Annotated in this window: 16 protein-coding genes; 11 read left to right on the top strand and 5 right to left on the bottom strand. The window is 61.4% G+C overall.

Going from position 1 to position 23,999, the window contains the following annotated elements; genetic code table 11:
* Positions 1-156: 156 nt before the first annotated feature.
* Both ACIOVD_RS10135 and ACIOVD_RS10130 read right to left on the bottom strand, forming a co-directional pair.
* Complete coding sequence (locus tag ACIOVD_RS10135) at positions 157-732, bottom strand: ANTAR domain-containing response regulator (RefSeq protein WP_401127411.1); 576 nt, start codon at positions 730-732, stop codon at positions 157-159.
* A gap of 15 nt (positions 733-747) precedes the next feature.
* Complete coding sequence (locus tag ACIOVD_RS10130) at positions 748-1,959, bottom strand: CmpA/NrtA family ABC transporter substrate-binding protein (protein WP_401127409.1); 1,212 nt, start codon at positions 1,957-1,959, stop codon at positions 748-750.
* A 231-nt stretch (positions 1,960-2,190) separates the two neighbouring features.
* Here ACIOVD_RS10130 and ACIOVD_RS10125 point away from each other — a divergent pair, with 231 nt between their 5' ends.
* Positions 2,191-3,210, top strand: coding sequence for a quinone-dependent dihydroorotate dehydrogenase (locus ACIOVD_RS10125; protein ID WP_095165464.1), 1,020 nt, complete (start codon positions 2,191-2,193; stop codon positions 3,208-3,210).
* Between the two features lie 154 nt (positions 3,211-3,364).
* Here ACIOVD_RS10125 and rmf read toward each other — a convergent pair whose 3' ends face one another.
* The gene (gene rmf / locus ACIOVD_RS10120) at positions 3,365-3,580 is read right to left on the bottom strand and encodes a ribosome modulation factor (protein ID WP_003223300.1); all 216 of its coding nucleotides are present in this window, start codon (positions 3,578-3,580) and stop codon (positions 3,365-3,367) included.
* Positions 3,581-4,126: 546 nt separating this feature from the next.
* On the opposite strand from rmf, the gene rlmKL reads away from it, so the two are divergent.
* Positions 4,127-6,397: a bifunctional 23S rRNA (guanine(2069)-N(7))-methyltransferase RlmK/23S rRNA (guanine(2445)-N(2))-methyltransferase RlmL gene (rlmKL, locus tag ACIOVD_RS10115; RefSeq protein ID WP_095165463.1), complete on the top strand. Its 2,271-nt coding sequence runs from the start codon at positions 4,127-4,129 to the stop codon at positions 6,395-6,397.
* A gap of 135 nt (positions 6,398-6,532) precedes the next feature.
* A complete protein-coding gene (locus ACIOVD_RS10110) occupies positions 6,533-8,932 on the top strand; it encodes a diguanylate cyclase (RefSeq protein ID WP_401127406.1) in 2,400 nt (799 codons plus the stop codon).
* A gap of 46 nt (positions 8,933-8,978) precedes the next feature.
* Here the strand turns inward: ACIOVD_RS10110 and dacB are convergent, their stop codons facing one another.
* Positions 8,979-10,439, bottom strand: a complete 1,461-nt coding sequence (gene dacB / locus ACIOVD_RS10105; RefSeq protein WP_095165459.1) for a D-alanyl-D-alanine carboxypeptidase/D-alanyl-D-alanine-endopeptidase — start codon at positions 10,437-10,439, stop codon at positions 8,979-8,981.
* Positions 10,440-10,768: 329 nt separating this feature from the next.
* A complete protein-coding gene (locus tag ACIOVD_RS10100) occupies positions 10,769-11,113 on the bottom strand; it encodes a YggL family protein (protein WP_095165457.1) in 345 nt (114 codons plus the stop codon).
* A 1,358-nt stretch (positions 11,114-12,471) separates the two neighbouring features.
* Here ACIOVD_RS10100 and ACIOVD_RS10095 point away from each other — a divergent pair.
* From ACIOVD_RS10095 to ACIOVD_RS10060, 8 genes are all read left to right on the top strand, one after another.
* Positions 12,472-13,782 (top strand): nucleotide sugar dehydrogenase, encoded by a 1,311-nt coding sequence (locus tag ACIOVD_RS10095; protein ID WP_095081201.1) that lies wholly within the window; start codon positions 12,472-12,474, stop codon positions 13,780-13,782.
* A gap of 89 nt (positions 13,783-13,871) precedes the next feature.
* Positions 13,872-15,353: a glycosyltransferase family 2 protein gene (locus ACIOVD_RS10090; protein WP_401127403.1), complete on the top strand. Its 1,482-nt coding sequence runs from the start codon at positions 13,872-13,874 to the stop codon at positions 15,351-15,353.
* Positions 15,354-15,418: 65 nt separating this feature from the next.
* A complete protein-coding gene (locus ACIOVD_RS10085) occupies positions 15,419-16,594 on the top strand; it encodes a PilZ domain-containing protein (protein ID WP_401127401.1) in 1,176 nt (391 codons plus the stop codon).
* Positions 16,591-17,976 carry an SEL1-like repeat protein gene (locus tag ACIOVD_RS10080; protein ID WP_095081204.1) on the top strand — a complete coding sequence of 462 codons (1,386 nt, stop codon included), beginning with the start codon at positions 16,591-16,593 and terminating at the stop codon, positions 17,974-17,976. Before ACIOVD_RS10085 ends, ACIOVD_RS10080 begins: the two co-directional genes overlap by 4 nt.
* A complete protein-coding gene (locus ACIOVD_RS10075) occupies positions 17,973-19,406 on the top strand; it encodes an alginate export family protein (protein ID WP_218274097.1) in 1,434 nt (477 codons plus the stop codon). The genes ACIOVD_RS10080 and ACIOVD_RS10075 overlap by 4 nt, the downstream gene beginning before the upstream one ends.
* Before the next feature lie 36 nt (positions 19,407-19,442).
* Positions 19,443-21,002, top strand: a complete 1,560-nt coding sequence (gene algG / locus ACIOVD_RS10070; protein WP_095165645.1) for a mannuronan 5-epimerase AlgG — start codon at positions 19,443-19,445, stop codon at positions 21,000-21,002.
* An 11-nt stretch (positions 21,003-21,013) separates the two neighbouring features.
* Complete coding sequence (locus ACIOVD_RS10065) at positions 21,014-22,426, top strand: alginate O-acetyltransferase (protein WP_401127398.1); 1,413 nt, start codon at positions 21,014-21,016, stop codon at positions 22,424-22,426.
* A gap of 82 nt (positions 22,427-22,508) precedes the next feature.
* Positions 22,509-23,993 (top strand): MBOAT family O-acyltransferase, encoded by a 1,485-nt coding sequence (locus tag ACIOVD_RS10060; protein ID WP_401127396.1) that lies wholly within the window; start codon positions 22,509-22,511, stop codon positions 23,991-23,993.
* Positions 23,994-23,999 lie beyond the last annotated feature (6 nt).

The raw sequence follows: 23,999 nt of genomic DNA, 5'->3' as shown, positions 1-23,999 counted from the left end.
GTCGTTGTCGTAGGTGGGGCAACCGCCGTTGGTTACCTGTACCGATTACTTAGCGATATCTGTGCCAACATGTTTGAGCGAGGTAAACCACTGTAGGAGCGAGCTTGCTCGCGATGGACGTCAACGATGACGCGCCAAGCCTGATTCAGCGCGCGTTCATTCCAGCAGTTCACTCATGGCAATGATCTGCTCGGCCACCTGGATCAGCTTCTGCTGGCGGCTCATAGCCTGGCGGCGCATCAGGGTGTAGGCCTGTTCTTCGTTGCAGGCCTTCATTTTCATCAGTAGACCCTTGGCCAATTCGATGCGCTTGCGCTCGGCCAGTTGCTGGTCACGGGCAAACAGTTGGGCGCGCAGGGCCTGGTCGCTTTCAAAGCGCGCCATGGCCACATCCAGGATCGGCTGCAGGCGGGCGGCATGGATGCCTTCGACGATGTAGGCACTGACGCCGGACTTGATCGCCTGGCGCATCACGCCGGGGTCATGTTCGTCGGTGAACATCACAATGGGCCGTGGTTGGTCGCGGCTGACCAGCACCACTTGTTCCAGCACATCGCGGCTGGGTGACTCGGTATCGATCAGGATCACGTCCGGGCGCACCGTTTCGACGCGCGCGGGCAGGTCGATGGTCAGGCCGGATTCGTCGATCACCTCAAACCCGGCTTCAGTCAGGGCGGACTTCAGGCGTCCGAATTTTTTTGCGGTGTCGTTGATCAGCAGGATTCGCAACATGCTCATGCTCTCCTGTCAGGGCTGGGCGCGCAGAGTGGGGGTGTCGGTCATGGCGTGCAGGCTGAAACCGCGGGCATAGGCCGCCGGGTCCACACCGTCCCAGATCTTGCCGTCGATCAGTTGGCTGCTGCGCATCTCATGGCTGTCCGCGGTTATGCCCAGGGCCCCGGCCGCGTCGCGGTACAGGCCCAGTTGCTGGACCTGGCGTGCCACGCCCAGGTAATCCGGATCGTCGCGCAGCAAGCCCCAGCGGCGGAACTGGGTCATGAACCACATGCCGTCGCTCAAGTAGGGCATGTTCACCTCGCCATGGCCGTGAAAACGCAACGGGTGCGGGTCCTGCCAGCGATTGCCGAGCCCGTCGGCGTAATCGCCCAGCAAGCGCGGTGCAATGTTGTCCACCGGGGTGTCGAGGTAGTCGGCGGCGCTGAGCAACTGTGCGGTGCTGCGGCGGTTTTCCGGGCTTTGTTCGATGAACCGGCTGGCTTCCAGGATCGCCATCACCAGCGCCCGGGCAGTATTGGGGTATTGCTCGACGAAGGCGCGCGTGCAGCCGAGGACTTTTTCCGGGTGGTCAGGCCAGATGGCCTGGCTCGTCGCCAGGGTAAAGCCGAGGTTCTGTTGCACCGCACTGGCGCTCCAGGGTTCGCCCACGCAAAACCCGTCGATCCGCCCGGCCTGCAGGTGCGCGACCATTTGCGGCGGTGGCACCACCACGCTGGTGACATCCTGCAGTGGATGAATACCCTGGCTGGCCAGCCAGTAATACAACCACATGGCGTGGGTGCCGGTGGGGAAGGTCTGGGCGAAGGTGAGTTTTGGGCGAGTTTGGTGCACGTGCCGATCCAGCGCCTCAGGACTGGTCACGCCCAGGCTTTGCAGGCCGTGGGAAAGGTTGATGCTCTGCCCGTTCTGATTCAGGCCCATGAGCACGGCCATGTCGGTGGCGGCCACGCCGCCGATGCCCAGGTGTACCGCGTACACCAGGCCATAGAGGCTATGAGCGGCGTCCAGCTCTCCGCTGACCAGCTTGTCCCGCAGGTTGGCCCAGGACGATTGGCGCTTGAGGTTCAAGGTCAGGCCATAAGGCTGGGCGAAGCCCTGGGTGGCGGCTACGACCACCGAGGCGCAATCGCTCAGGGCCATGAAGCCCAGGTTGATCGAGGTCTTTTCCGGCGCGTCGCTGCCGTTGACCCAGGCCAGCGGGCCGACTGATGGTTCGTTCATGGAGAGTGCACCTTGCAAAAAAAAGCGTCGCCCCGGGCCCCTGTGCAAGCCAAGTCGGATGACGACGCCATGGTCTTTCGACTCATCCCGGCGCTGGCATGAGTACGGATAGGGTTCATGGTGCAAGGCATATGCCATTGCCGAGGGATTTGTACATGTACCTCGCCTGCGACCCCGATGCCCGGCTATAATCGCCGCCTTATTTCGCCGCCGACCGAGTCAAGCCCGCCCATGTATACCCTGGCCCGCCAACTGCTGTTCAAACTCTCCCCGGAAACCTCCCACGATCTGTCCCTGGACTTGATCGGCGCGGGCGGACGCCTGGGCCTGAACGGCTTGCTGTGCAAGGCGCCGGCCCATGTGCCGGTGAATGTCATGGGCCTGGACTTCCCCAACCCGGTCGGCCTGGCTGCAGGCCTGGACAAGAACGGCGCGGCCATCGACGGCTTTGCCCAACTCGGTTTTGGTTTTGTCGAAATCGGCACCATCACCCCGCGCCCGCAACCGGGAAATCCCAAACCACGGATTTTCCGCTTGCCGCAAGCCGAGGCGATCATCAATCGCATGGGGTTCAACAACCTCGGCGTCGATCATTTGCTGGCCCGGGTCGCGGCGGCCAAGTACAAGGGCGTGCTGGGGATCAACATCGGCAAGAACTTCGATACCCCGGTCGAGCGTGCGGTCGACGATTACCTGATCTGCCTGGACAAGGTCTACGCCCACGCCAGTTATGTCACGGTCAACGTCAGCTCCCCCAATACCCCGGGGCTGCGCAGCCTGCAGTTCGGTGATTCGCTCAAGCAACTGCTGGCCGACCTGGCCACGCGCCGCGCCGAGTTGGCCCTGCGACACGGCAAGCATGTACCCCTGGCGATCAAGATCGCCCCGGACATGACGGACGAAGAAACCGCGCAGGTGGCGCAGGCGCTGATCGAAACCGGCATGGACGCGGTCATCGCCACCAACACCACCCTGAGCCGCGTGGGCGTCGAAGGCATGGAACACGGTGACGAGATGGGCGGCCTGTCGGGCGCTCCGGTGCGCGAGAAGAGCACTCACACGGTCAAGGTGTTGGCGGCGGAACTGGCTGGGCGCTTGCCGATCATCGCGGCGGGCGGGATTACCGAAGGACGGCACGCGGCTGAGAAAATCGCCGCGGGTGCCAGCCTGGTGCAGATCTACTCGGGCTTCATCTACAAGGGCCCGGCGCTGATCCGTGAATCGGTCGACGCCATCGCTGCTTTGCGCTAATACCGCGCCGAACGCAGGCTGCGCCAGCTGCTACAGACAGCAATAAAAAAGGGCCCCTCAAGGGAGCCCCTGGGCCGAAGCCCGCCGTCCGGAGAGGACGTGCATGGTTAAGTCGTTACGTAATCAAGTTGTCGTGTCGGAGTGTGTGCCCTGTTTAGCCGACGGCGTGAAGTTCGTTGAGTCTATGGATTCCCGCAGTGCCGGTCATACCGTCCCAGTTGTCGCCGCGTCCTTCTCGCCAGCCGTTAATCCAGGCTTGGCGTACCGACGGTAGAGTAAATGGGCAAAGCTCACGGGATTTGCCACCAACGCCATATTGATATCCGCGCAAAAATGCTCTTTCCAACGGATCACGCTTAAGTCTTCTCATAGGGTGTTTCCCTCACTTGTTGACTGTATGTGTCGCGTCGACCTCTATCGAGGTCAGGCAGAAAACGCTCTGCCAATGGCGGCTCGCTGCCGGCGTGGCGAGCCAAGGTGTTGACGTCATTGCGGCGTCAACCTGTGTTGAGTTCTAACCAATGCGTCACATCGAGGGAATGATCGTTTTGTCATAAGGACGTAACGATAAAGATGTTAAGGCCATAAGAAACATCGAGGGTTTTGCCGGGTGGTTGGCCAAACCCCGCTATGATCAGGCTCTCAAAGAATGATGAGGCTAATGCTTCCAGCCTCATGTCCAACCGATGCACTCAGTTACTATTCGACGAAGGGTCGAGTTATGACATTTTGTTGCATCGAATTTTTTATCTGCCCGGGCATCTAAGCTCATTCCAGCCGGTTGGCTGGAATAGCCGCCAGGGTGGGACGGCACACCTTCGTGCCACGCGAGCGCTCTTTTAGAAAAGCGCTTGATTGAAAACCGAGCGGTCAATGCGTTGCCCGTTCACTTATTGCTAAAGGCCCTGGAATTCCCATGTCGGATCGTTACGAACTCTTCCTCACTTGCCCAAAAGGCCTTGAAGGCCTGCTCATCGAGGAAGCCGTCGGGCTTGGCCTTGAGGAAGCGCGCGAGCACACCTCGGCTGTGCGCGGCATGGCCACCATGGAAACCGCTTATCGCCTGTGCCTGTGGTCGCGCCTGGCAAACCGCGTGCTGTTTGTCCTCAAGCGCTTCGCGATGAAGGACGCCGAAGACCTCTACCACGGCGTGCTGGATATCGAGTGGCAAGACCACATGCTGGCGGATGGCACCCTGGCGGTGGAATTCAGCGGCCACGGTTCAGGCATCGACAACACCCACTTCGGCGCCCTGAAGGTCAAGGATGCGATTGTCGACAAACTGCGCACGCCAACGGGCGAACGTCCGTCGATCGACAAGCTCAACCCGGACCTGCGCATTCACCTGCGCCTGGACCGTGGCGAAGCGATCCTGTCCCTGGACCTGTCCGGGCACAGCCTGCACCAGCGCGGCTATCGCCTGCAGCAAGGTGCGGCCCCGCTGAAGGAAAACCTCGCGGCGGCGATCCTGATCCGTTCCGGCTGGCCACGCATTGCAGCCGAGGGCGGCGCCCTCGCTGACCCGATGTGCGGTGTCGGTACCTTCCTGGTCGAGGCGGCGATGATTGCCGCTGACATGGCACCCAACCTGCGTCGTGAGCAATGGGGCTTCACTGCCTGGCTCGGCCACGTGCCGGCGCTGTGGAAAAAACTCCATGAAGAAGCCAGCGCACGTGCCGCTGCCGGCCTGGCCAAGCCGCCGCTGTGGATCCGCGGTTACGAAGCCGATCCACGCCTGATCCAGCCAGGTCGCAACAACGTCGAGCGTGCGGGCCTGAGCGAGTGGATCAAGATCTACCAGGGCGAAGTGGCCACCTTCGAGCCGCGCCCGGACCAGAACCAGAAAGGCCTGGTGATCTGCAACCCTCCGTACGGCGAGCGCCTGGGCGACGAGGCGAGCCTGCTCTACCTCTACCAGAACCTCGGCGAGCGCCTGCGCCAGGCCTGCTTGAACTGGGAGGCGGCGGTGTTCACCGGCGCGCCGGACCTGGGCAAGCGCATGGGCATTCGCAGCCACAAGCAATATGCCTTCTGGAACGGTGCTTTGCCGTGCAAGCTGCTGCTGATCAAAGTGCTGCCCGACCAGTTCGTCACCGGCGAGCGCCGGACACCCGAGCAGCGCCAGGCCGAGCGGGAACAGGCGATCTACGATCAGGCACCGGTCGAGCCGCAAGAGCGCCAGTACAACAAGAATGGCAATCCGATCAAACCCGCCCCGGCCCCGGCACCCGTGGTCGAGCAGGCCCGCCTGAGCGAGGGTGGGCAGATGTTTGCCAACCGTCTGCAGAAGAACCTCAAGGCCCTGGGCAAGTGGGTCAAGCGCGAAGGGATCGACTGCTACCGCGTGTACGATGCCGACATGCCTGAGTACTCGATGGCCATCGACCTGTACCACGACTGGGTGCATGTGCAGGAATACGCTGCACCGAAGTCGATCGACCCGGAAAAAGCCTCGGCGCGGATGTTCGATGCCCTGGCTGCCATTCCCCAGGCCTTGAACATCGACAAGAGCCGTGTGGTGGTCAAGCGTCGCGAGCGCCAGAGCGGTACCAAGCAGTACGAGCGCCAGAGTGCCCAGGGCAAATTTGTCGAAGTCAATGAAGGCGGGGTCAAACTGCTGGTCAACCTGACCGACTACCTCGACACCGGGCTGTTTCTCGATCACCGTCCAATGCGCATGCGCATCCAGAAAGAGGCGGCCGGCAAACGTTTCCTCAACCTGTACTGCTACACCGCGACCGCCAGCGTGCATGCGGCCAAGGGTGGCGCGCGCAGCACCACCAGCGTCGACCTGTCCAAGACCTACCTGGACTGGGCGCGCCGCAACCTGTCGCTCAACGGTTTCTCCGACAAGAACCGCCTGGAGCAGGGCGATGTCATGGCCTGGCTGGAAGCCAACCGTGATGAGTTCGACATGATCTTCATCGATCCGCCGACCTTCTCCAACTCCAAGCGCATGGAAGGCATCTTCGACGTCCAGCGTGACCACGTGCAGTTGCTCGACCTGGCCATGGCGCGCCTGGCGCCGGGCGGGGTGCTGTACTTCTCCAACAACTTCCGCAAGTTCCAGCTCGAAGACAACCTCACGGCGCGCTATGCCGTCGAGGAAATAACCGCGCAAACCATCGACCCGGACTTTGCCCGTAACGGCAAGATCCACCGCGCCTGGAAAATCATGGCGCGCTAAGGTTCGACGGGCCCCATAGAGCCTTGATGCGTCTCGGTTCTATGGGTGTTCGGCTGGCAAAGCTAATGGCGAATAGCTATAACTTCAGACAAGGCCCAGGTGACGCCGAAGCTCGCTGGCGTTTGAGTTTTGCTTATGCCGTTGCATGCCGCACGACCAAAAATCCTGGGCTTCATCAATGAAGATGTCTCGGCCTGGCTGGTAGCACTGCTGGCGTTGTTGGCCGGTGGCGTGCTCACGGGCCTGCTCGCCTGGACGGCCCTCAATGCCCACCAGCAACAGGTGGCGCAGCGTTTTCAGTTGCTGGCCAGTGAACGCAAGAGCCGGATCGCCGAGCGTTTCGCCGATCAGGAACAGCGCCTCGATAGCCTGCGACGTTTTTTCCTCAACTCCACTGCGGTTTCCCGCGAAGAGTTCGACGGCTACACCCATCCCTTGTTGCAACGCACCCTGGCCTATGGCTGGGCGCCGTTGATCGCCGGCGACCAACGCGTGGCCTTCGAGCGCGAGGTACGACAGCAAGGCCTCGACGATTTTTCCATTCTCGACCTCGATCCTGCAGGCGGCACGCACGTGGCCCAGTGGCGCGCCCAGTACGCTCCGCTGCTGTACAAGCAGACTTCAGGCATCCAGGGCGCACCCCTGGGCGTGGACTTGCTGGCCCAGCCCGCACGCCAGGCAACCCTGGACAAGGCCCGCGAGCTGGGGGTGATGGTGGTGTCGCAACCGCTGCAGTTGCCAGGTGTCGCCGCCGAGTTCGCCAGCGGTGTGTTGCTGGCAGCGCCCGTCATGCGCCAGGCCGCAACTGCCGATGGCAGTCCTGCGTTGCGCGGGTATGTGCTGGCGGTGCTCAGTATCGGGCAGTTGGTGGCCGACGGGTTTACCCAGCAGAACCAGGACAACCTGGTGGTGGAGATCGCGGGGCGCAACCTCGACCAGCAGCCCGAGCGGCTCTACCAGTCGGCCAACGCGCCGGCGCACCAGCCGCTGCACGAGCGTTCGCTCTTGCGCCTGGGGGATCGCATCTACGATCTGGAGGTCCGCACCAGCGCTGCCTTCGAGCAAGCCAACCGTTCGGCCATCACCAGCCTGGTGATCATGGGCGGGTTGTTGAGCCTGCTGCTCAGCGCCTTGCTCTATATCCTGGTCAGCCAGCGCCAGCGCGCCTTGTCCCTGGTGGAGCAGCGCACCCGGGAACTGGGGGACCGCGAGCAGGAATTGCGCGCAGCCCACGCGCAATTGCGCGGAGTGCTCGATGCCGCGACCGAGGTGGCGGTGATTGTCACCGACTTGCGTGGCGTGATCACCACCTTCAACGCCGGTGCCGAACACATGCTCGGTTATCCCGGCAGCGAGGTGCTGGGGCATGTCACCCTGGAAAGCCTGCATCTGCCCCGAGAACTGGAAGAGCGAGCGGCCGAGTTGAGCCTGCGCTATGGCAAGCCGGTGCCGGCGTGCCAGGCGATGCTGGTGCCGGACGCCAAGGAACTCGCACATGAGCCCCGGGAGTGGACGCTGGTGCGCCGCGATGGCAGCCATCTGCTGGTGAACATGCTCGCCACCGCAGTGCTCGATGACCTGGGGTTGTGGGTCGGGCACCTGGCGATCTGCATTGACATCACCGAGCGCAAGCGTGTGCACGAAGCCCTGGCGGCACGCGACCTGTTGCTGAAAAAACTCAGCGCCCACGTACCGGGTGGCATCTATCAATTCAAGATGGCGGCGGACGGGCGCTTCAGTGTGATCTACGCCAGCGACGGCATTCGCGATATCTACGAGCTCGATCCGCAGGCGTTGCTGGAGAACGCCGAGGTGATTTTCGAGCGTATCCATCCGCTGGATGTGAGTCGGGTTCGGGCCTCGATCCGTACTTCCTCGCAACGGCTGAGCCCCTGGCGGGAAGAGTACCGGGTGCTGCTGCCGGTGCGTGGCCTGCGCTGGGTCAGGGGCGAAGCCACGCCGGAAGAATTGCCCGGTGGTGGGGTGCTGTGGCATGGCTACATCTCGGACGTTTCCGACATGAAGCGAGTCGAGGAGGAGTTGCGGGCCCTGTCGGTGACCGATGCCCTGACCGGGATCCACAACCGGCGCTACTTCCAGGAGCGCCTGACCCTGGAAATGGCCCGGGTGTCGCGGGGCAATGGTGAATTGGCGGTGATCATGCTGGATATCGATCACTTCAAGCGAATCAACGACCGCTACGGCCATGCCGCGGGCGACCGGGTGTTGCAGGCGGTGTGCCAGCGGATTGCCCATCGTCTGCGCTGTACCGATGTGTTCTGTCGCCTGGGGGGCGAGGAGTTCATGGTGCTGTGCCCGGACACCGACGGCCAGCATGCGTATCACTTGGCGGTTGAACTCTGGCAAAGCCTGCGCACCACGCCCATCGACGGCCTGGGCACGGTGACCGGCAGTTTTGGGATTGCCAGTTGGCGCCCGGGGGAGGGCGCCGATGCCTTGCTGCTGCGCGCCGACTCAGGGGTGTATGCGGCCAAGCAGGCGGGCCGGGATCGGGTGGTCGAGGAGTTGCCGTAGTTGTCGAAGGCTGCGCACCCTGCGGCGCGCAGCCTTTACTCGTGGCCTAGAGGACCGACGCGGTGGCTGCCAGTTTTGGCTGGCGATACAGGTCCAGCAACACTTGATCGAGTACCGACGAAGCACCAAAGGGCGCCTTGTCGTTGAGGATCGCGACCACGGCCCAGGTGTTGCCATTGTTGTCGCGGCTGAAGCCGGCAATCGCCCGGACGGTGTTCAGGGTGCCCGTCTTGACGTGGGCTTCACCGCGCATCGCCGTGGTTTTCAGGCGTTTGCGCATGGTGCCGTCCATGCCGGCAATCGGCATCGAGCTGACGAATTCGGCCGAGTACGGGCTTCTCCAGGCGGCCTGCAGCATGCTTGCCATCTCACGGGCGCTGACGCGCTCGGCACGGGACAGGCCGGAACCGTTCTCCATCACCAGATGCGGCGCAGTGATGCCTTTTTTCGCCAGCCACTGACGTACGACCCGTTGGGCAGCCATGGCGTCGTCGCTGTCGGCGCCAGTGCGGAATTTCGCGCCCAGGCTGAGGAACAATTGCTGGGCCATGGTGTTGTTACTGTATTTGTTGATGTCGCGGATGATCTCCGCCAGGTCCGGGGAGAATGCCCGGGCCAGGACCTTGGCGTCCTTGGGCACCGCGCCTTGGCGATCCTTGCCCTGGATGCTGCCGCCCAGTTCCTGCCAGATCGCCCGTACGGCGCCGGCGGTGTAGGTGGCGTGGTCGAGCAGCGAAAGGTAGGTCTGCGAGCTGCAGCCGTCGCCCAGTTGGCCGGCCACGGTCACGGTGACGCTGCCGTCGGCCTGGGTTACCGGGTTGTAGCGCACGCCGCCGGCGCACTGCTTGGAGTTGACGGCCTTGACCTGGTTTTCGATGCGGATGCTGGCAATCGGCGGTTCGACCGATACCAGGACCCGGCCCGAATCATTACGGGCCACGAAGCGCAGGGCCTTGAGGTTGACCATGGCCGCGTCGGGCTTGACCAGGAACGGCTTGTTGTCGTCATTGCCGTCATCGTTGAACTGCGGCAATTGCGGTTGATTGAAGAAGCTGCGGTCCAGCACCAGGTCGCCGGTGACTTGCTGCACGCCATTGGCCCGCAGATCGCGCATCAGCAACCAGAGTTTTTCCATGTTCAGTTTCGGGTCGCCACCGCCCTTGAGGTACAGGTTGCCGCGCAGGATGCCGCCGCTGAGGGTGCCGTCGGTGTAGAACTCGGTTTTCCACTGGTGGTTGGGGCCGAGCATTTCCAGGGCCGCGTAGGTCGTCACCAGTTTCATGGTGGACGCCGGGTTGACCGAGACGTCGGCGTTGAACACGGTCGGGGTGCCCGGGCCGTTCAGGGGGATCATCACCAGCGACAGCGCACTGTCGGGCAGCTTGCTGGCCTTGAGGGCTTTTTCGACGTTGGGGGTGAGGGCGGTATTGACGGGTGCAGCAGAAACGGTAAAGGCCAGGGGGATAAGCAGGCCGGCCAGCAACAATGGACGCAAAGATCTGATCATATGAAATAAAACCCTACAGCCGAGGGGAAAAAAGATGAGGGCATGAAGATAAATTCCCTCAGTGGTCACGAAATTGTCGGCATTATGCCCAAGGTATAGCGCTTTGTGCCGCAAGCAGGTGAGCTAATCGGCTATTTTTTTTAGCGGAACCAAGGCGGGCGCCCAGAGAGTTACTTATGAGGATCGTTCCCCATGCTTAATCACGGACAGTGAGGGAGCTGAATAGGGGAGAGATTTCGGGGGGGGGGGGAGGACTCAAATCGACGATAAGGGTTCTTTTCTTGAACCAGAATCAAAAAGGGCCATCACGATGGATGGCCCTTTGAACATCAAGCTACCGGATTGATCGGCTTTTCCGGGTACCAGACGTCCAGCAACGGGCTGACGGTGACTTCAGTCAGTTCGCTGCGGCCTTTGAGCCAGGCTTCAACAGCAGCACGCTGCTCTTCGGAAACCGAGCCACGCTTCTGCAGGCAAACCAGACCGTAGTCGTCGCCGCCAACATAGCCCAGGCCGTTGGCTTCCATCGCTTCTTTCAAAAACGCGTCGAGGAATGCATCGATTGCCTCGTCAGCCAAATCTTCCTTGAAGTCCAGGTTCAGCTCGAAGCCCAATTCCTGGAACTCGTCTACACAGAGCTTTTTACGCAGACGCTGGGAGCGGTTAGTGGCCATGAAACAATCCTCTTGAGTAATAACGCCGCGCATCTTATCAGCTACGCGGCACCTCTGCCTGATTGAGTGAGGCGCTGGCCACGCGAAGCAGTTGCTCCCTCGCATTTTAGCTCCGCCATTTTCGAGGATGGCCGGTTGCTGGTGGCGCAGATGTTCATGGTCACCAGCACCAAGACCGCGTTGGCGATGGCTTTCGAGATTAGTTATGGCGCGCAACTCAATTCGGTCCTGATTCTGTGCGTGCATTCGATTTAGCTCCCGCAAGGAATGCCGGGGGGAGAATACTCGATTCTGCGGTTTGTACTGTCCGCGGACTCACCTATCAACGTTGTCGATCGAAGTATCTGCGCCGATAGCGGCATTCCCACGTACCGCGAAAAACTGTCTGGAGTCTGGGCGGGAAACGATCCAAGGGATTTAGAGATGAGTGCAGATAATAAAAATCGTTTGGGAACAATGACATCTGTCTCGGAGGTTCGTAGCGTGCTCGAGCCTTCAATCGCTGCAGCACTTACCTATCTGTTAACAAAGTGCTTAATCAGCATCCTGGTATGCATCGAAAGGCGTTAATTGCCCTGCCTGAATCGCCCCGCATTACCAGATACAGCTATTTACCGGTATTGGCTGAAAGTATAAAAGTTGCTGCCGATTAGTATGTCGCAAGCACGAGAGCATTCCAGCACCGATACAGAAGTCTGTGCCCGGACAATGAGCAGCCTGTAAGCCTCAGCCTCGTTGGCGGCTTGTCTCAGCCCTGCAGCGATGCGCATCAACTCGACAGCCGAGCATTTCACGTCGCAGGCGAGCCCTTGAAGGGTTGACGAAAGGGCGGCGCCATAAAAATAGCATCGTGCGTCATATTTTAGTCGTCATTAATATGGCGATAAACTTGCAGCGCTTAAACGGTTTATCTGCCGTAAATATATTGTCGTCATAAAGCTGACAACTAACTTTGTCTTATTATTCAATTCCCTTGCTGCCGTTGTTTTGGCGCCATTAAGTCAAAATCATTATTTGTGGTTTATTTTTAATTGCACTATTGCTTTGCGTTGTCCAAGTGCTCACCATGTGTCCGGCTTGGAGCTACGGACCAAGGGTTTCGTAGCTTTGGGAATGCTGTACTCACTGTTCTATCGTCTGTCTTGTGCTTGCTAGTGCCGTTGTTTGTTATGACGGCAAGTTGCTTTCGCGTGGGTTTTCGCAAGAGATATTGAAGTTTCTAAAGTTGATTTATATAGGGCGCTGCCAATAGCTGCCGCCCTACTGGTTACAGGTCGTGGATTCAAGTTACCTGTAAGTGGATATGGGAATGTTATAGGGACATTCCATGACCTTAAGTTGCAAGGAGCGTTCGTAGCATGCGAATCAGCATATTTGGTCTGGGTTACGTCGGCGCGGTATGTGCCGGATGCTTGTCGGCAAGAGGGCATCAGATCATCGGGGTCGATGTTCAGGCTCTCAAGATCGATATGATCAACAGTGGCAAATCGCCCATTGTCGAGCCGGGTCTGGGAGAGTTGCTGCAGCAAGGGGTCGCCAGCGGCATGCTGCGTGGCACCCTGGATGTTCGCGAGGCCGTCCTCGAAACCGATATTTCCTTCCTCGCACCGCCGACGCCGAGCAAGCGCAACGGCGACCTCGATGTGTCCTACATCGAAGAGGTGTGCCGGCAGATCGGCCAGGTTCTACCGCTCAAGACCACCCGTCACACGGTAGTGGTACGCAGCACGGTGCTACCGGGCACTCTGCGCAATGTGGTGATTCCGACCCTGGAACAGTATTCCGGGCTCAAGGCCGGCGTCGACTTCGGCGTGGCGGTGAACCCCGAGTTCCTGCGCGAGAGCACCGCGATCAAGGACTACGATTTTCCAGCGATGACGGTGATCGGCGAGCTGGACAGCACCTCTGGCGACCTGCTGGAAGAGATCTACCGCGAGCTGGATGCGCCGGTCATCCGCAAGACCATCGAAGTCGCGGAGATGATCAAGTACACCTGCAACGTCTGGCACGCGGCCAAGGTCACCTTCGCCAACGAGATCGGCAACATCGCCAAGGCGGTCGGCGTCGACGGCCGCGAGGTGATGGAGGTGATCTGCCAGGATCGCAAGCTCAACCTGTCCAGTTACTACATGCGCCCGGGCTTCGCCTTCGGCGGCTCCTGCCTGCCCAAGGATGTGCGCGCGTTGAGCTACCGCGCCGGCCAGTTGGACGTCGAGTCGCCGCTGATCGAGTCGCTGATGCGCAGCAACTCCGCGCAGGTGCGCAAAGCTTTCGACATCATCGCCAGTTACGACAAGCGCAAGGTCGCGCTGCTGGGGCTGTCCTTCAAGGCCGGTACCGACGACCTGCGTGAAAGCCCGCTGGTGGAGCTGGCCGAGATGCTCATCGGCAAGGGCTTCGACCTCAGCATCTACGACAGCAACGTCGAGTATGCCCGTGTTCACGGCGCCAACCGCGACTACATCGAGTCGAAGATTCCCCATGTTTCGTCGTTGCTGCGATCCAATTTCGACGAAGTGGTCGCCAATGCCGACGTGATCGTCCTGGGCAACGGCGATGAAGCCTTCGCGCCCCTGGTAGAACGGGCTTTCGCCGACAAGAAGGTCTTCGACCTGGTGGGGTTTATGCGCCAGTCCAGCGGTGGCGGGTTAGAGGGTATCTGCTGGTAGAGCCATTGCAGTGATGCTCGTGGGGCGCCCTGACAACAGGCACGGCGCTCCTGTTGCCATATTGTTGATAAGTCATACAGGTCCGAGACATGGATGTTTTTCAGAGTCGCCTGCGCACCGCCGCAGGGTGGTTACTGCTGGTAATCACGCTCATGGGGATGGCAATGCTGCTGCCGCGCAGCACATTCGACCCGGAGTCCGTCGATTTCATTCTTCTGCTGGGTGTTATTGGCATCTGGCGTTATTCCATGGGCGCCGTGCATTTCGTGCGGGGGATGATCTTCCTCTATCTGGTGTTCCCCTGGTATCGGCGCAAAGTGCGGCAGCTTGGTGCGCAAGCGGCCCCGTCCCACGTGTTCCTGCTGGTCACCAGCTTTCGCATCGAAGCGCTAACCACCGCTCAGGTCTACCAATCGGTGATCCGCGAGGCCATCGCCTGCGGCTACCCGACCACCGTGGTGTGTTCCATCGTTGAGCGTTCGGACGAACTGTTGATCGAGAGCCTGTGGCGGCAGATGAACCCACCGCAGCGGGTCAGTCTGGACTTCGTGCGCATCGCCGGAACCGGCAAGCGCGATGGCCTGGCCCACGGCTTCCGCGCCATTTCCCGGCACCTGCCTGACGACGATTCGGTGGTGGCGGTGATCGATGGCGATACCGTACTGGAGCAGGGCGTAGTGAAGAAAACCGTGCCCTGGTTCAAGCTTTTCCCCAATGTCGGTGGCCTGACCACCAACGAGTTCTGCGAAGTGCGCGGCAGCTACATCATGAGCGAGTGGCACAAGCTGCGCTTCGCCCAGCGCCACCTCAACATGTGCTCCATGGCGCTCTCCAAGCGTGTGCTGACCATGACCGGGCGCATGTCGGTATTCCGCACCAGCGTGGTGACCAATCCCGGCTTCATCGCTGACGTCGAGACCGACCACCTGGAACACTGGCGCCTCGGCCGCTTCCGCTTCCTCACTGGCGACGACAAGTCCAGTTGGTACAGCCTGATGCGCCTGGGCTACGACACTTTCTATGTGCCGGACGCGTCCATCAACACCGTTGAGCACCCGCCGGAAAAAAGCTTCATCAAGGCCAGTCGCAAGCTGATGTTCCGCTGGTACGGCAACAACCTGCGGCAGAACTCCCGTGCCCTGGGCCTTGGCCCGAATCGTTTGGGCTGGTTCACCTGCCTGGTGCTGGCCGACCAGCGCGTATCCATGTGGACCAGCCTGCTGGGGCCCACCGTGGCGATCATCGCCAGCCTCAAGTACGGCTTCGCCTTCTTGATGGTGTACCTGCTGTGGATCGGCCTCACTCGCCTGGCGCTGACTTTGCTGCTGCTGGCCTCGGGGCACAAGGTGGGGCCGGCTTATCCGCTGATCCTCTATTACAACCAGATCATGGGCGCGCTGGTGAAGGTGTACGTCTTCTTCCGCCTCGACCGGCAGTCCTGGACCCGGCAGAACACCAAGCTTAATCGCGACCTGGCGAGCTTTTCGCGCTGGTTCAACACCTGGTCTTCGCGCGCGATGACCTTCTCCGCGGGCAGCGTCTTTCTTGCCCTGCTGATGTTCGTGGTGTGATCGGCGAAAAGGACCCAAATACCTTGAAGCCAGGTTCAACTTACTAATTTGAAAGGAGAAAAATTATGAGTGCAGTGATCAGCCCGGTGGGCAACGCCAATATGGTGCATGAGTCCGAGGCGCAGCGTCAGCATGCGCGCCTGAAGCTGCCGGCGAAGATCCGGTTCCAAGGCCAGCAGGGGGGCGTCCAGGAAGTCGAACTGATAGACCTGTCCGCTGGCGGTTTCAGCTTCGAGCAGGGCAGCCAGTCGGTGGTCGAGGGCAAACTCTATCGCGGCAAGCTGATGTTCAAAGTGGAGGGCATCGGCTTCGCCATGGATGTCGAATTCCAGGTGCGGTCCATCATTGGCGGCAAGCGCGTTGGCTGTGAATTTCACAACCTGCGTCCGCGCGAGATGTCGGCGCTGCGCTACATCATCAGCTCCTTCATCGGCGGCGAGTTGGTGAATGTCGGTGGCCTGATCAGCATTCTCCAGCGCGAGAACTTCACCAAGGCCCGTGGCGGCAAGGGCAATGAAAGGCTCAGCCTGCTCGGCCGCCTGCGCGCCATGAGTTTAACCCTGGTGATCCTGGTCGTTGGCCTGGGCGCCTTCGCCTACGTGCTGTACCAGTTCTACGACATCTACTTTGTTACTCACGCGGACTCGGCCCAAGTCAGCGTGCCCGGCACGCAGGTCGCGATGCCGCGCGAAGGGACTGTGCAAAGCCTGGTCACCGTTGGTAGCACGGTCAGCAAGGGCGCGCCGGTGGCCACCTTTACGGCGAACATGCTGGATGCCCTGAAGGGCGCCCTGCCGGAATCGGAGATGACCCCGGACAACCTGGAGCGCCTCTTCAACAAACGCTTCCAAGGCACCCTGACCAGCCCCTGTGACTGCAAAGTGGTCAGCCAACTGGTGGGTGATGGCCAGGTGGCGCCCAAGGGCACTCCGGTGTTCATGCTGGCGCCGGTGGACAGCGTCGCCACCGTCGAAGCACGCTTCCCGTACCGCGCTTTCAACAAGCTGCAACCAGGCACTCCGTTGACCTTCCTGGTGGGTGGCGAAACCACTGAACGCAGCGGCCGGATCGCCAGCATCGCCCTGCAGGACGGCGGCCTGGCTTCGGACATCCGCGTGCACATCCAGCCAGACGAGCCGCTTGCCAGCGATCTGGCCAAGCGTCCGGTGGACGTGCGCATTCGCCCGTTGAACGGCTTCTTCGCCAATAACAGCCTGAACAGCCTGGTGTTCGAAAAATGAAGAGCACCGGACTAGCATGCGGGCTGCTGAGCTCGCTCAGCCTCGGTCTGCTGGCCGGTTGCGTGGCGTTGCCCGACCTGCAGTTGGCCAAGACGGCCAAGGGCAGTGGTGACCTCGCGACCGCGGAACAGAATTACCGCGTCCTCGCCAGCGAAGGTTACGTCGAGGCCCAGATCGGTCTCGCCGACCTGCTGATACGCAGTCCTTTGATCGAGCAGCGGATGCAGGGCGAGACGCTGTACCGCCAGGCCCTCGATCGCTCTCCGGCGGCGCCAGCGCGGCTGGGTAAATGGCTGGCGAGCAAGCCGCAGGCGAGTCCTGCCGAGCGCCGGGAGGCCGAGCAGCTGTTGCGTCAGAGCCTGGCGGCCGGCGACAACAGTGCACTGCTGCCACTAGTGCAGCTGCAACTGCAGGATCCGCAAAAGCTTGCCAGCGGCGAGCTGGAACGCGAGCTGGAGCAATGGCAGGCGCAAGGCATCAGCGAAGCCCGGCTCGGCAAGGTGCTTCTGTACCGTGTGCGCGGCAACTACGAGCAGAAGCTGGACGAGATCGAAGCCATCTGTGAGGGCTGGCTGGACCAGGCCAGCGAATGCTATGTCGAACTGGCCGAGATCTTCCAGCGGCGTGGCAACAAAGACCGTCAGCAGCAGTTGCTGGCGCGGCTGGACTCGGCCTACCAGGCCGGCCTGGTGTCGCCTGAACGTGTGATGAGCGTTGCCAAGGTCCTGGCCGACAGCAGCCTGGGCGAAGCTGATCCAAAGGCTGCCCAGGTGCTCTACACGCGTATTGCGCCGGCCTACCCGGATGCCTGGTGCGGTTTGGCCGAACTGGTCCTGCGCTTCCCCGACCTGGGGGATGGGGCCGTACTCACCGGATACCTGAACAAGGGTATCGAGGCGGGTTCCAGCCGCGCGGCACTGATGCTCGGGCAGCTGTACCTCAAGGGCCAAGTCGTACCGGCCGATCCGCGGGCGGCGGAGCAGTACCTGCTACAGGCCGCGCCCGGCCACCTCAAAGCGCACCTGCTGCTGGGCCGGTTGTACCGGGATGGCGCGCTGGGCGACATCGAGCCGGAAAAGGCGCTGGAGCATCTGCTGATTGCCGCCCGTGCGGGCGACCCGAGCGCCAACATCGCGCTGGCCCAGCTGTTTGGCGAGGGCAAGGGCGTGCGGATCAACGCCGTCTACAGCTACACCTTCGCCACGCTCGCGTCGCGTCAGGGCGTGGCCCAGGGGCAGGTCCTGATGGAGCGCCTGGCGCCGAGGCTGCAAGCGCAGGACTACCAGCAGGTGGAGAGCCTGCTGGCCCGTGAAATCGAGGCTCGCGGTGGCCAACAGGTCACCGCCAGGAATCAAGCTGATCAAGCGCAGGAAGTGCTATGACTTCGAAATACCGTCCAGTCACCACGCTGGCCTGCATGGCCGGATTGCTGGCCAGCTCCGTCGTCCTTGGGGCGCAGCCGCAACCCGGCTTGTCTTATGGCGCCAATCTCAAACTCACCGCGCAGTCGATCGATGACCTCGATCTGGGTACCCGCGACGGTGGCGACTTCAATGGCGTCGGTCTCAGCGTGCGGCCCTGGGTCTACAACCGCCAGGGCGACTGGAGCGCCTTCGCGCTCGGCGAGGCGTTCCTCGCCACCGACACCATCGAGTCGGACACCAGCGAATCCGACACCTTCGACCCCAACGACGCCCGCGAGCGAGAGGACCAGTTCCTCGCCATGCACGAGTTCTGGGTCGACTATGGCGGTCTGAGCGCTTATCCGGGAGAGTCCTTGCGACTCGGTCGGCAGAAGATCCGCAGTGCCGACGGCCTGTGGTGGGACAGCAATATCGAAGCCTTGCGCTGGAATTTCGAGACAACCCTGCTCAGTGCCCACGTCGGCATTGCCGAACGTTTCAGTGACTACCGCACGGACCTGGATGAACTGGCGCCCGAGGACGAGGATCGCCTGCACCTGCTCGCCGACCTGTCCTGGCAGTGGCAGCCGGGTCACTGGGCCGGAGTGAAGCTCCATCACAGCGATGATGGCGGCAACCTGCCGGGGGTGGGTGAGTCGGTGGACCAGATGAGCAAGACCACGACCGGCGACCTCACCTGGTTGGGGGCTGAACTCAATGGCGATTTCTACAACGAGCGCAGCAACCTGCCGCTCAATTACTGGGTCGCCGCCACGTGGCTGACCGGTAATGTCGACACCTTGCGCACCAACACCGTCAACGGCCGGCGCCAGGCCAACGGCCAGGTCAGCCAGGATGTCGATGCCTGGGCGGTCGACCTTGGCCTGCGCTGGAACATCGACCAGAACTGGCGCGTCGGTACCACCTACATGCGTGCCAGCGGCGGCTCCGACGGCGACGACTCCGAGCAGTTCCAACAGACCGGGCTGGAGAGCAACCGCTCCAAATTCACCGGCACCGGCAGTGCCATCAACCGCTTCGGCGAAGCCTATCGCGGTGAGATGAACAACCTGCAGGCGGCCAGCGTGTTCAGTGGCTGGCAGTTGGCCGAGGACTACGACGCCAGCCTGGTTTACCACCGCTTCTGGCGGGTGGATGACCAGGCCGACAGCAGCAGCGGCCTGAAGGCCCAGTTGGTGCCTGGCGAGAAAGATATCGGGCAGGAAGTCGACCTGGTGGTGACGCGCTACCTGAACCGCGGGCAGATACCGGCCGGGATGGAGTGGCTGAAGGCATCCTCCGCGCTGGTCCGCTTCCGGGGCGGGCTGTTCTTTCCGGGCGATGCCTTCGGCAAAGGCACGGATTCGAGTATGCACCGCGCATTCGTTGATTTTGTCTGGCGCTACTGAATGCCGCCTGCCGAGCTGACCATGGAGTTGGACGCTATGTATTTACACACAAGAAACAGGCACCGCTGGGTCGCCGGCATGGTCCTCGCGGCTAGCCTCGCGTGGGCGCTCGTGGCACCGGCCGGGGAAGACGCCGCACCCGCTTACCAGGTCTCGAGCATTCCCGTCGAGTCGCTGCTGATCGAGCCGCCGAAGCTGCCCGATCTGTCGCCCTATACGGCCGAGGCGGCCAATGCCCGGATCGTTCGCAAGCCCGCTGGCAACGTGGTGCTCAAGCGCATGATCGGCCCGAACCAATTGGTGGAGTTCACCGGTGGCGACGAGCGTCTGCGTGAGTGGGTCAAGCGCCAGGGTGAAATGCCCCAGGCGATTTTCATCGAGGGTGGTTATGTCACGCTCAAGGATCTCGCCCGCAGCCTGCCGAAGAAGTATTTCGAGGAAACCGAGCCGGGTATCTACATCGCTCGCCTGCCGATCGTCGTCAGCCAGGGCGCGACCCTGCACGTTGGTGCCGAAACCCGCGACTTGCGCCTATCCAGCGAGCGCGGCGCGTTCCTGATCAACGACGGCAAGCTGTTCATCATGTACACCCGCCTTACCGCCTGGAGCGAGACGGAAAACCAACAGGACTGGTTCAAGAAGAAGGGCAAGTTCCGCCCCTTCCTCAACGCTTGGGGCGGTACCGAGACCTACATCGTCAACTCGGTGGTCTCGAGTCTTGGTTACACCGCGAGCAAGTCCTATGGCGTATCGATCTCCCAGTACAGCCCGGCGATGCATCCGACCATGCAGCGCGACCATCCCAGCGGCTGGCTGATTGACTCGATGTTCGACGACATGTGGTACGGCTTCTACTGCTACGAAGCCTATGACGTGGTACTCAAGGGCAATACCTACCGCAACAACCTGGTCTACGGTATCGACCCGCACGACCGCTCGCGACGCTTGATCATCGCCGAGAACACCGCCTATGGCACCCGCGAGAAGCACGGCATCATCGTCTCCCGCGAGGTGAATGACAGCTGGATCTTCAACAACCGCTCCTACGAGAACACCCTCTCCGGGATCGTGGTCGACCGCTCCAGCGTCAATAACGTGCTGGCCAACAACGAGGTTTATCGCAACGGCTCCGATGGCATCACCATCTACGAGAGCGGCGACAACCTGTTGTGGGGCAACCGGGCGTTCAACAACGCGCGGCACGGCATTCGTGTGCGCAACAGCGCCAATGTCGGGCTCTATGAAAACCTCGCAGTGGCCAACGGTCTGCTCGGCATCTACGGGCACGTCAAGGACCTCGTCGGCACTCCCCGCGACCTGATACTCGATCCCTTCGACATGAACCTCTCCATGACCGTGGTCGGCGGTCGCCTGATCGGTAACCAGTCGGGCGCCATCTCCGTCGTGTCACCGCAAAGCGTGAAGCTCTACGGTGTGGAAATGCTGATGCCGACCCAGCCCAGCGGCATCGGCATATTCGGTGCGCTTGCCAAGGAGCAGAGCCGAATCATCGACCTGCTGGTGCGACAGAAGCAGGCCGTGCTGGTCCTGCCGCTCGACAAGTTGGCGCAACTTCAAGTGAGTGACAAACAATGAAACGGAGTTCAATGGGCCGCTTAGCCCAAGGGTGGCTGGCGTGCGCCTCGGTTGCGACGCTCTTCACCAGTTCCCTGAGCCTGGCCGACGAGGCGCCCGTCTACGAGATCGAGCGCTGCTGCCAGATCTGCCCGCAGGCGCTGCAGGACAGCAGCTACACCGGTGATCTGGGCGATTTCAGCCGACTGGCGCAGGGGCAGGAAGATTGGCTGTTTCGCAGCAAGATCGACTTGATGACCAACATCGGCACCACGCCCGAAGGTTTCAAGTTGCTGGAAGATCTGCGTGATGCATTGAAAGCCAGGGGCGTGGAACTGGTGATGGTCTACCTGCCACCGCGGGGCCTGCTCGTCACTGAAATGCTCAACCCGCAGGAGCGCAGCAGCTTCAATGCCGAACTGTCGCGCAGCAATTACCTGGCGACCATCGAGCGCCTGCGCAGCCTGGGTATTCGCGTGCCGGATCTCACCGCACTGCTGGATCTGCCGGCCGACGTGCGCAGCAAATTTTTCTTCAAACGCGATAACCACTGGACGCCGCAAGGCGCTGAGTTGACCGCGCAATTGCTGGCCGCCGAGCTCAGGAAGTCGAAGGTCTTCGAGGGGATTGCGCGCAAGGAATTTGCCACGCGCACCGAGGGCAGCCTGTACAAGGCCGGCTCTCTCAACCAGGCATTCGGCAAAATCTGTGGCAGCGGGTACGCCAATGAATATTTCACCCGCGCCGTGACCGAGCCCAAAGAAGAGAGCACCGAGCTGTTTGGTGATACCGAGCGGCCCGACGTGGTGCTGGTCGGCACCAGTTTCAGTTCCGCACAGTACAACTTCGACGGCTTCCTCAAACAGTACGCCAACGTCGACGTGGATAACCGCTCGGTGACAGGCGGGGGCTTCCACAGTGCCATGCTGCAGTACCTCGGCACCCAGGACTTCCAGGACAAACCGCCCAAGGTACTGATCTGGGAGGTCAACAGCTATTACGACCTGGCCATGGCGACGTTCTATCGCCAGGCCATGCCCCTGCTGGATAACGGTTGCCGGAATGTAACGGCGCAAATAGACCAGAAGCTGACCCTGCGGCCAGGCAAGAACGAGGTGCTGGTCAACACTGGGGTCAAGCCGATCCGCAGTGAGGACGCGGTCGTCGAGATCCAGTTCAGCAAGCCCGAGATCAGCGATTTGCGCAGTACCGTCTGGTACATGAGCGGCTCGAGGGAAAACCTGTTGATCAGCCGGTCGCGGGAAGTCGAGTCGAACGGCCGCTTTGTTTTCCGCTTGCGTGAGGACGCCGAGTGGGGGGGGCAGACGCTGCTCTCCCTGGAAATCGATATGCCGGCAGACATGCCCCCGGGGCTGCAGGTCGAGGCGAAGATCTGCCGCAGGGCGGACAAACCCGCAAGCGTGATGCAAGCCAAGGCCGATTGACCTGATTGAGCCATGCGCCGGGCTGCACCTGGCGCATGGACTCCTTAGGGCAACGACGATCATTCAAAAGGAGATTGAGAGCGTGGTTTTTTCTTCCAACGTGTTCCTGTTCCTGTTCCTGCCGATTTTCCTCGGCTTGTACTACCTGGTCGGAACGCGCTATCGAAACCTGTTGTTGCTGGTCGCTAGCTACATCTTCTATGCCTGGTGGCGCATCGACTTCCTGGTGCTGTTCGCTGTCGTGACAGTGTTCAACTACTGGATTGGCCTGCGCATCGGCGCGGCCGGAGTGCGTACGAAAACTGCGCAGAAATGGCTGCTCCTCGGCGTGGTGGTGGACCTCGGCGTACTCGGCTATTTCAAGTACGCCAATTTCGGCGTCGACAGCCTCAACGCCATCATCACCTCGTTCGGCATGGAGCCCTTTGTGCTCACGCACATCCTGCTGCCGATCGGGATCTCTTTCTACATCTTCGAGTCCATCAGCTACATCATCGACGTCTACCGCGGCGACACCCCAGCCACCCATAACCTGGTGGACTTCGCCGCCTTTGTGGCGATCTTCCCGCACCTGATTGCCGGCCCGGTACTGCGTTTTCGCGACCTGGTGGACCAGTTCAACCACCGTACCCACACGGTGGACAAGTTCGCCGAGGGCTGTACGCGCTTCATGCAAGGCTTCATCAAGAAGGTCTTCATCGCAGACAGCATCGCGCCCATCGCCGACCATTGCTTCGCGCTTTCCGACCCCACCACGGGCGACGCCTGGCTGGGTGCGCTGGCCTATACCGCGCAACTGTATTTCGACTTTTCCGGGTACAGCGACATGGCCATCGGCCTGGGCCTGATGATGGGCTTCCGCTTCATGGAAAACTTCAAGCAGCCGTACATCAGCCAGTCCATTACCGAGTTCTGGCGACGCTGGCACATCAGCCTTTCCACCTGGCTGCGCGACTACCTGTACATCAGCCTGGGCGGCAACCGCGGAACCGCTTTCCAGACCTACCGCAACCTGTTCCTGACCATGCTGTTGGGCGGTCTGTGGCATGGCGCCAACTTCACCTACATCCTCTGGGGCGCCTGGCACGGCGTCTGGTTGGCCATTGAGCGTTTCTGGGGCGTGAACGCCGCGCCACGGGTGCTCAACCCGCTGAAGTGGATCTTCACCTTCATGCTGGTGGTGATCGGCTGGGTGATTTTCCGCGCCGAGAACCTCGACGTGGCCTGGCGCATGTACGTTGCCATGTTCAGCTTCGCCGACTGGCGGCTCTCCGAGCTCAACCACGCTCAGCTCACCAGCCTGCAGATCGCCACCCTGGTGCTGGCTTATGTCGTGCTGGCCATCTTCGGCATCCGTCAGTTCTACGCCCAGCCGCTGGCCGGCGGAGCCAAGGACCGCGCCAGCGAAGACCACGGCATGATGATCAACGCCAACAGCGCAGCCGCCGTGGCGCGCCTGCGGATAGGCGCCGTGGCCTTCCACGCTGCCGTGCTCCTGCTGTTCGCCGTCTCGGTGCTGAAGCTCTCGGCGCAAAGCTTTTCGCCCTTCCTGTACTTTCAGTTCTGAGGGGAA

It is taken from the genome of Pseudomonas sp. NPDC087626 (assembly GCF_044743405.1).
Classification (GTDB): domain Bacteria; phylum Pseudomonadota; class Gammaproteobacteria; order Pseudomonadales; family Pseudomonadaceae; genus Aquipseudomonas.
The sequence above is the reverse complement of the archived record's forward strand: the minus strand, read 5'-3'. Positions and strand labels throughout refer to the sequence as shown.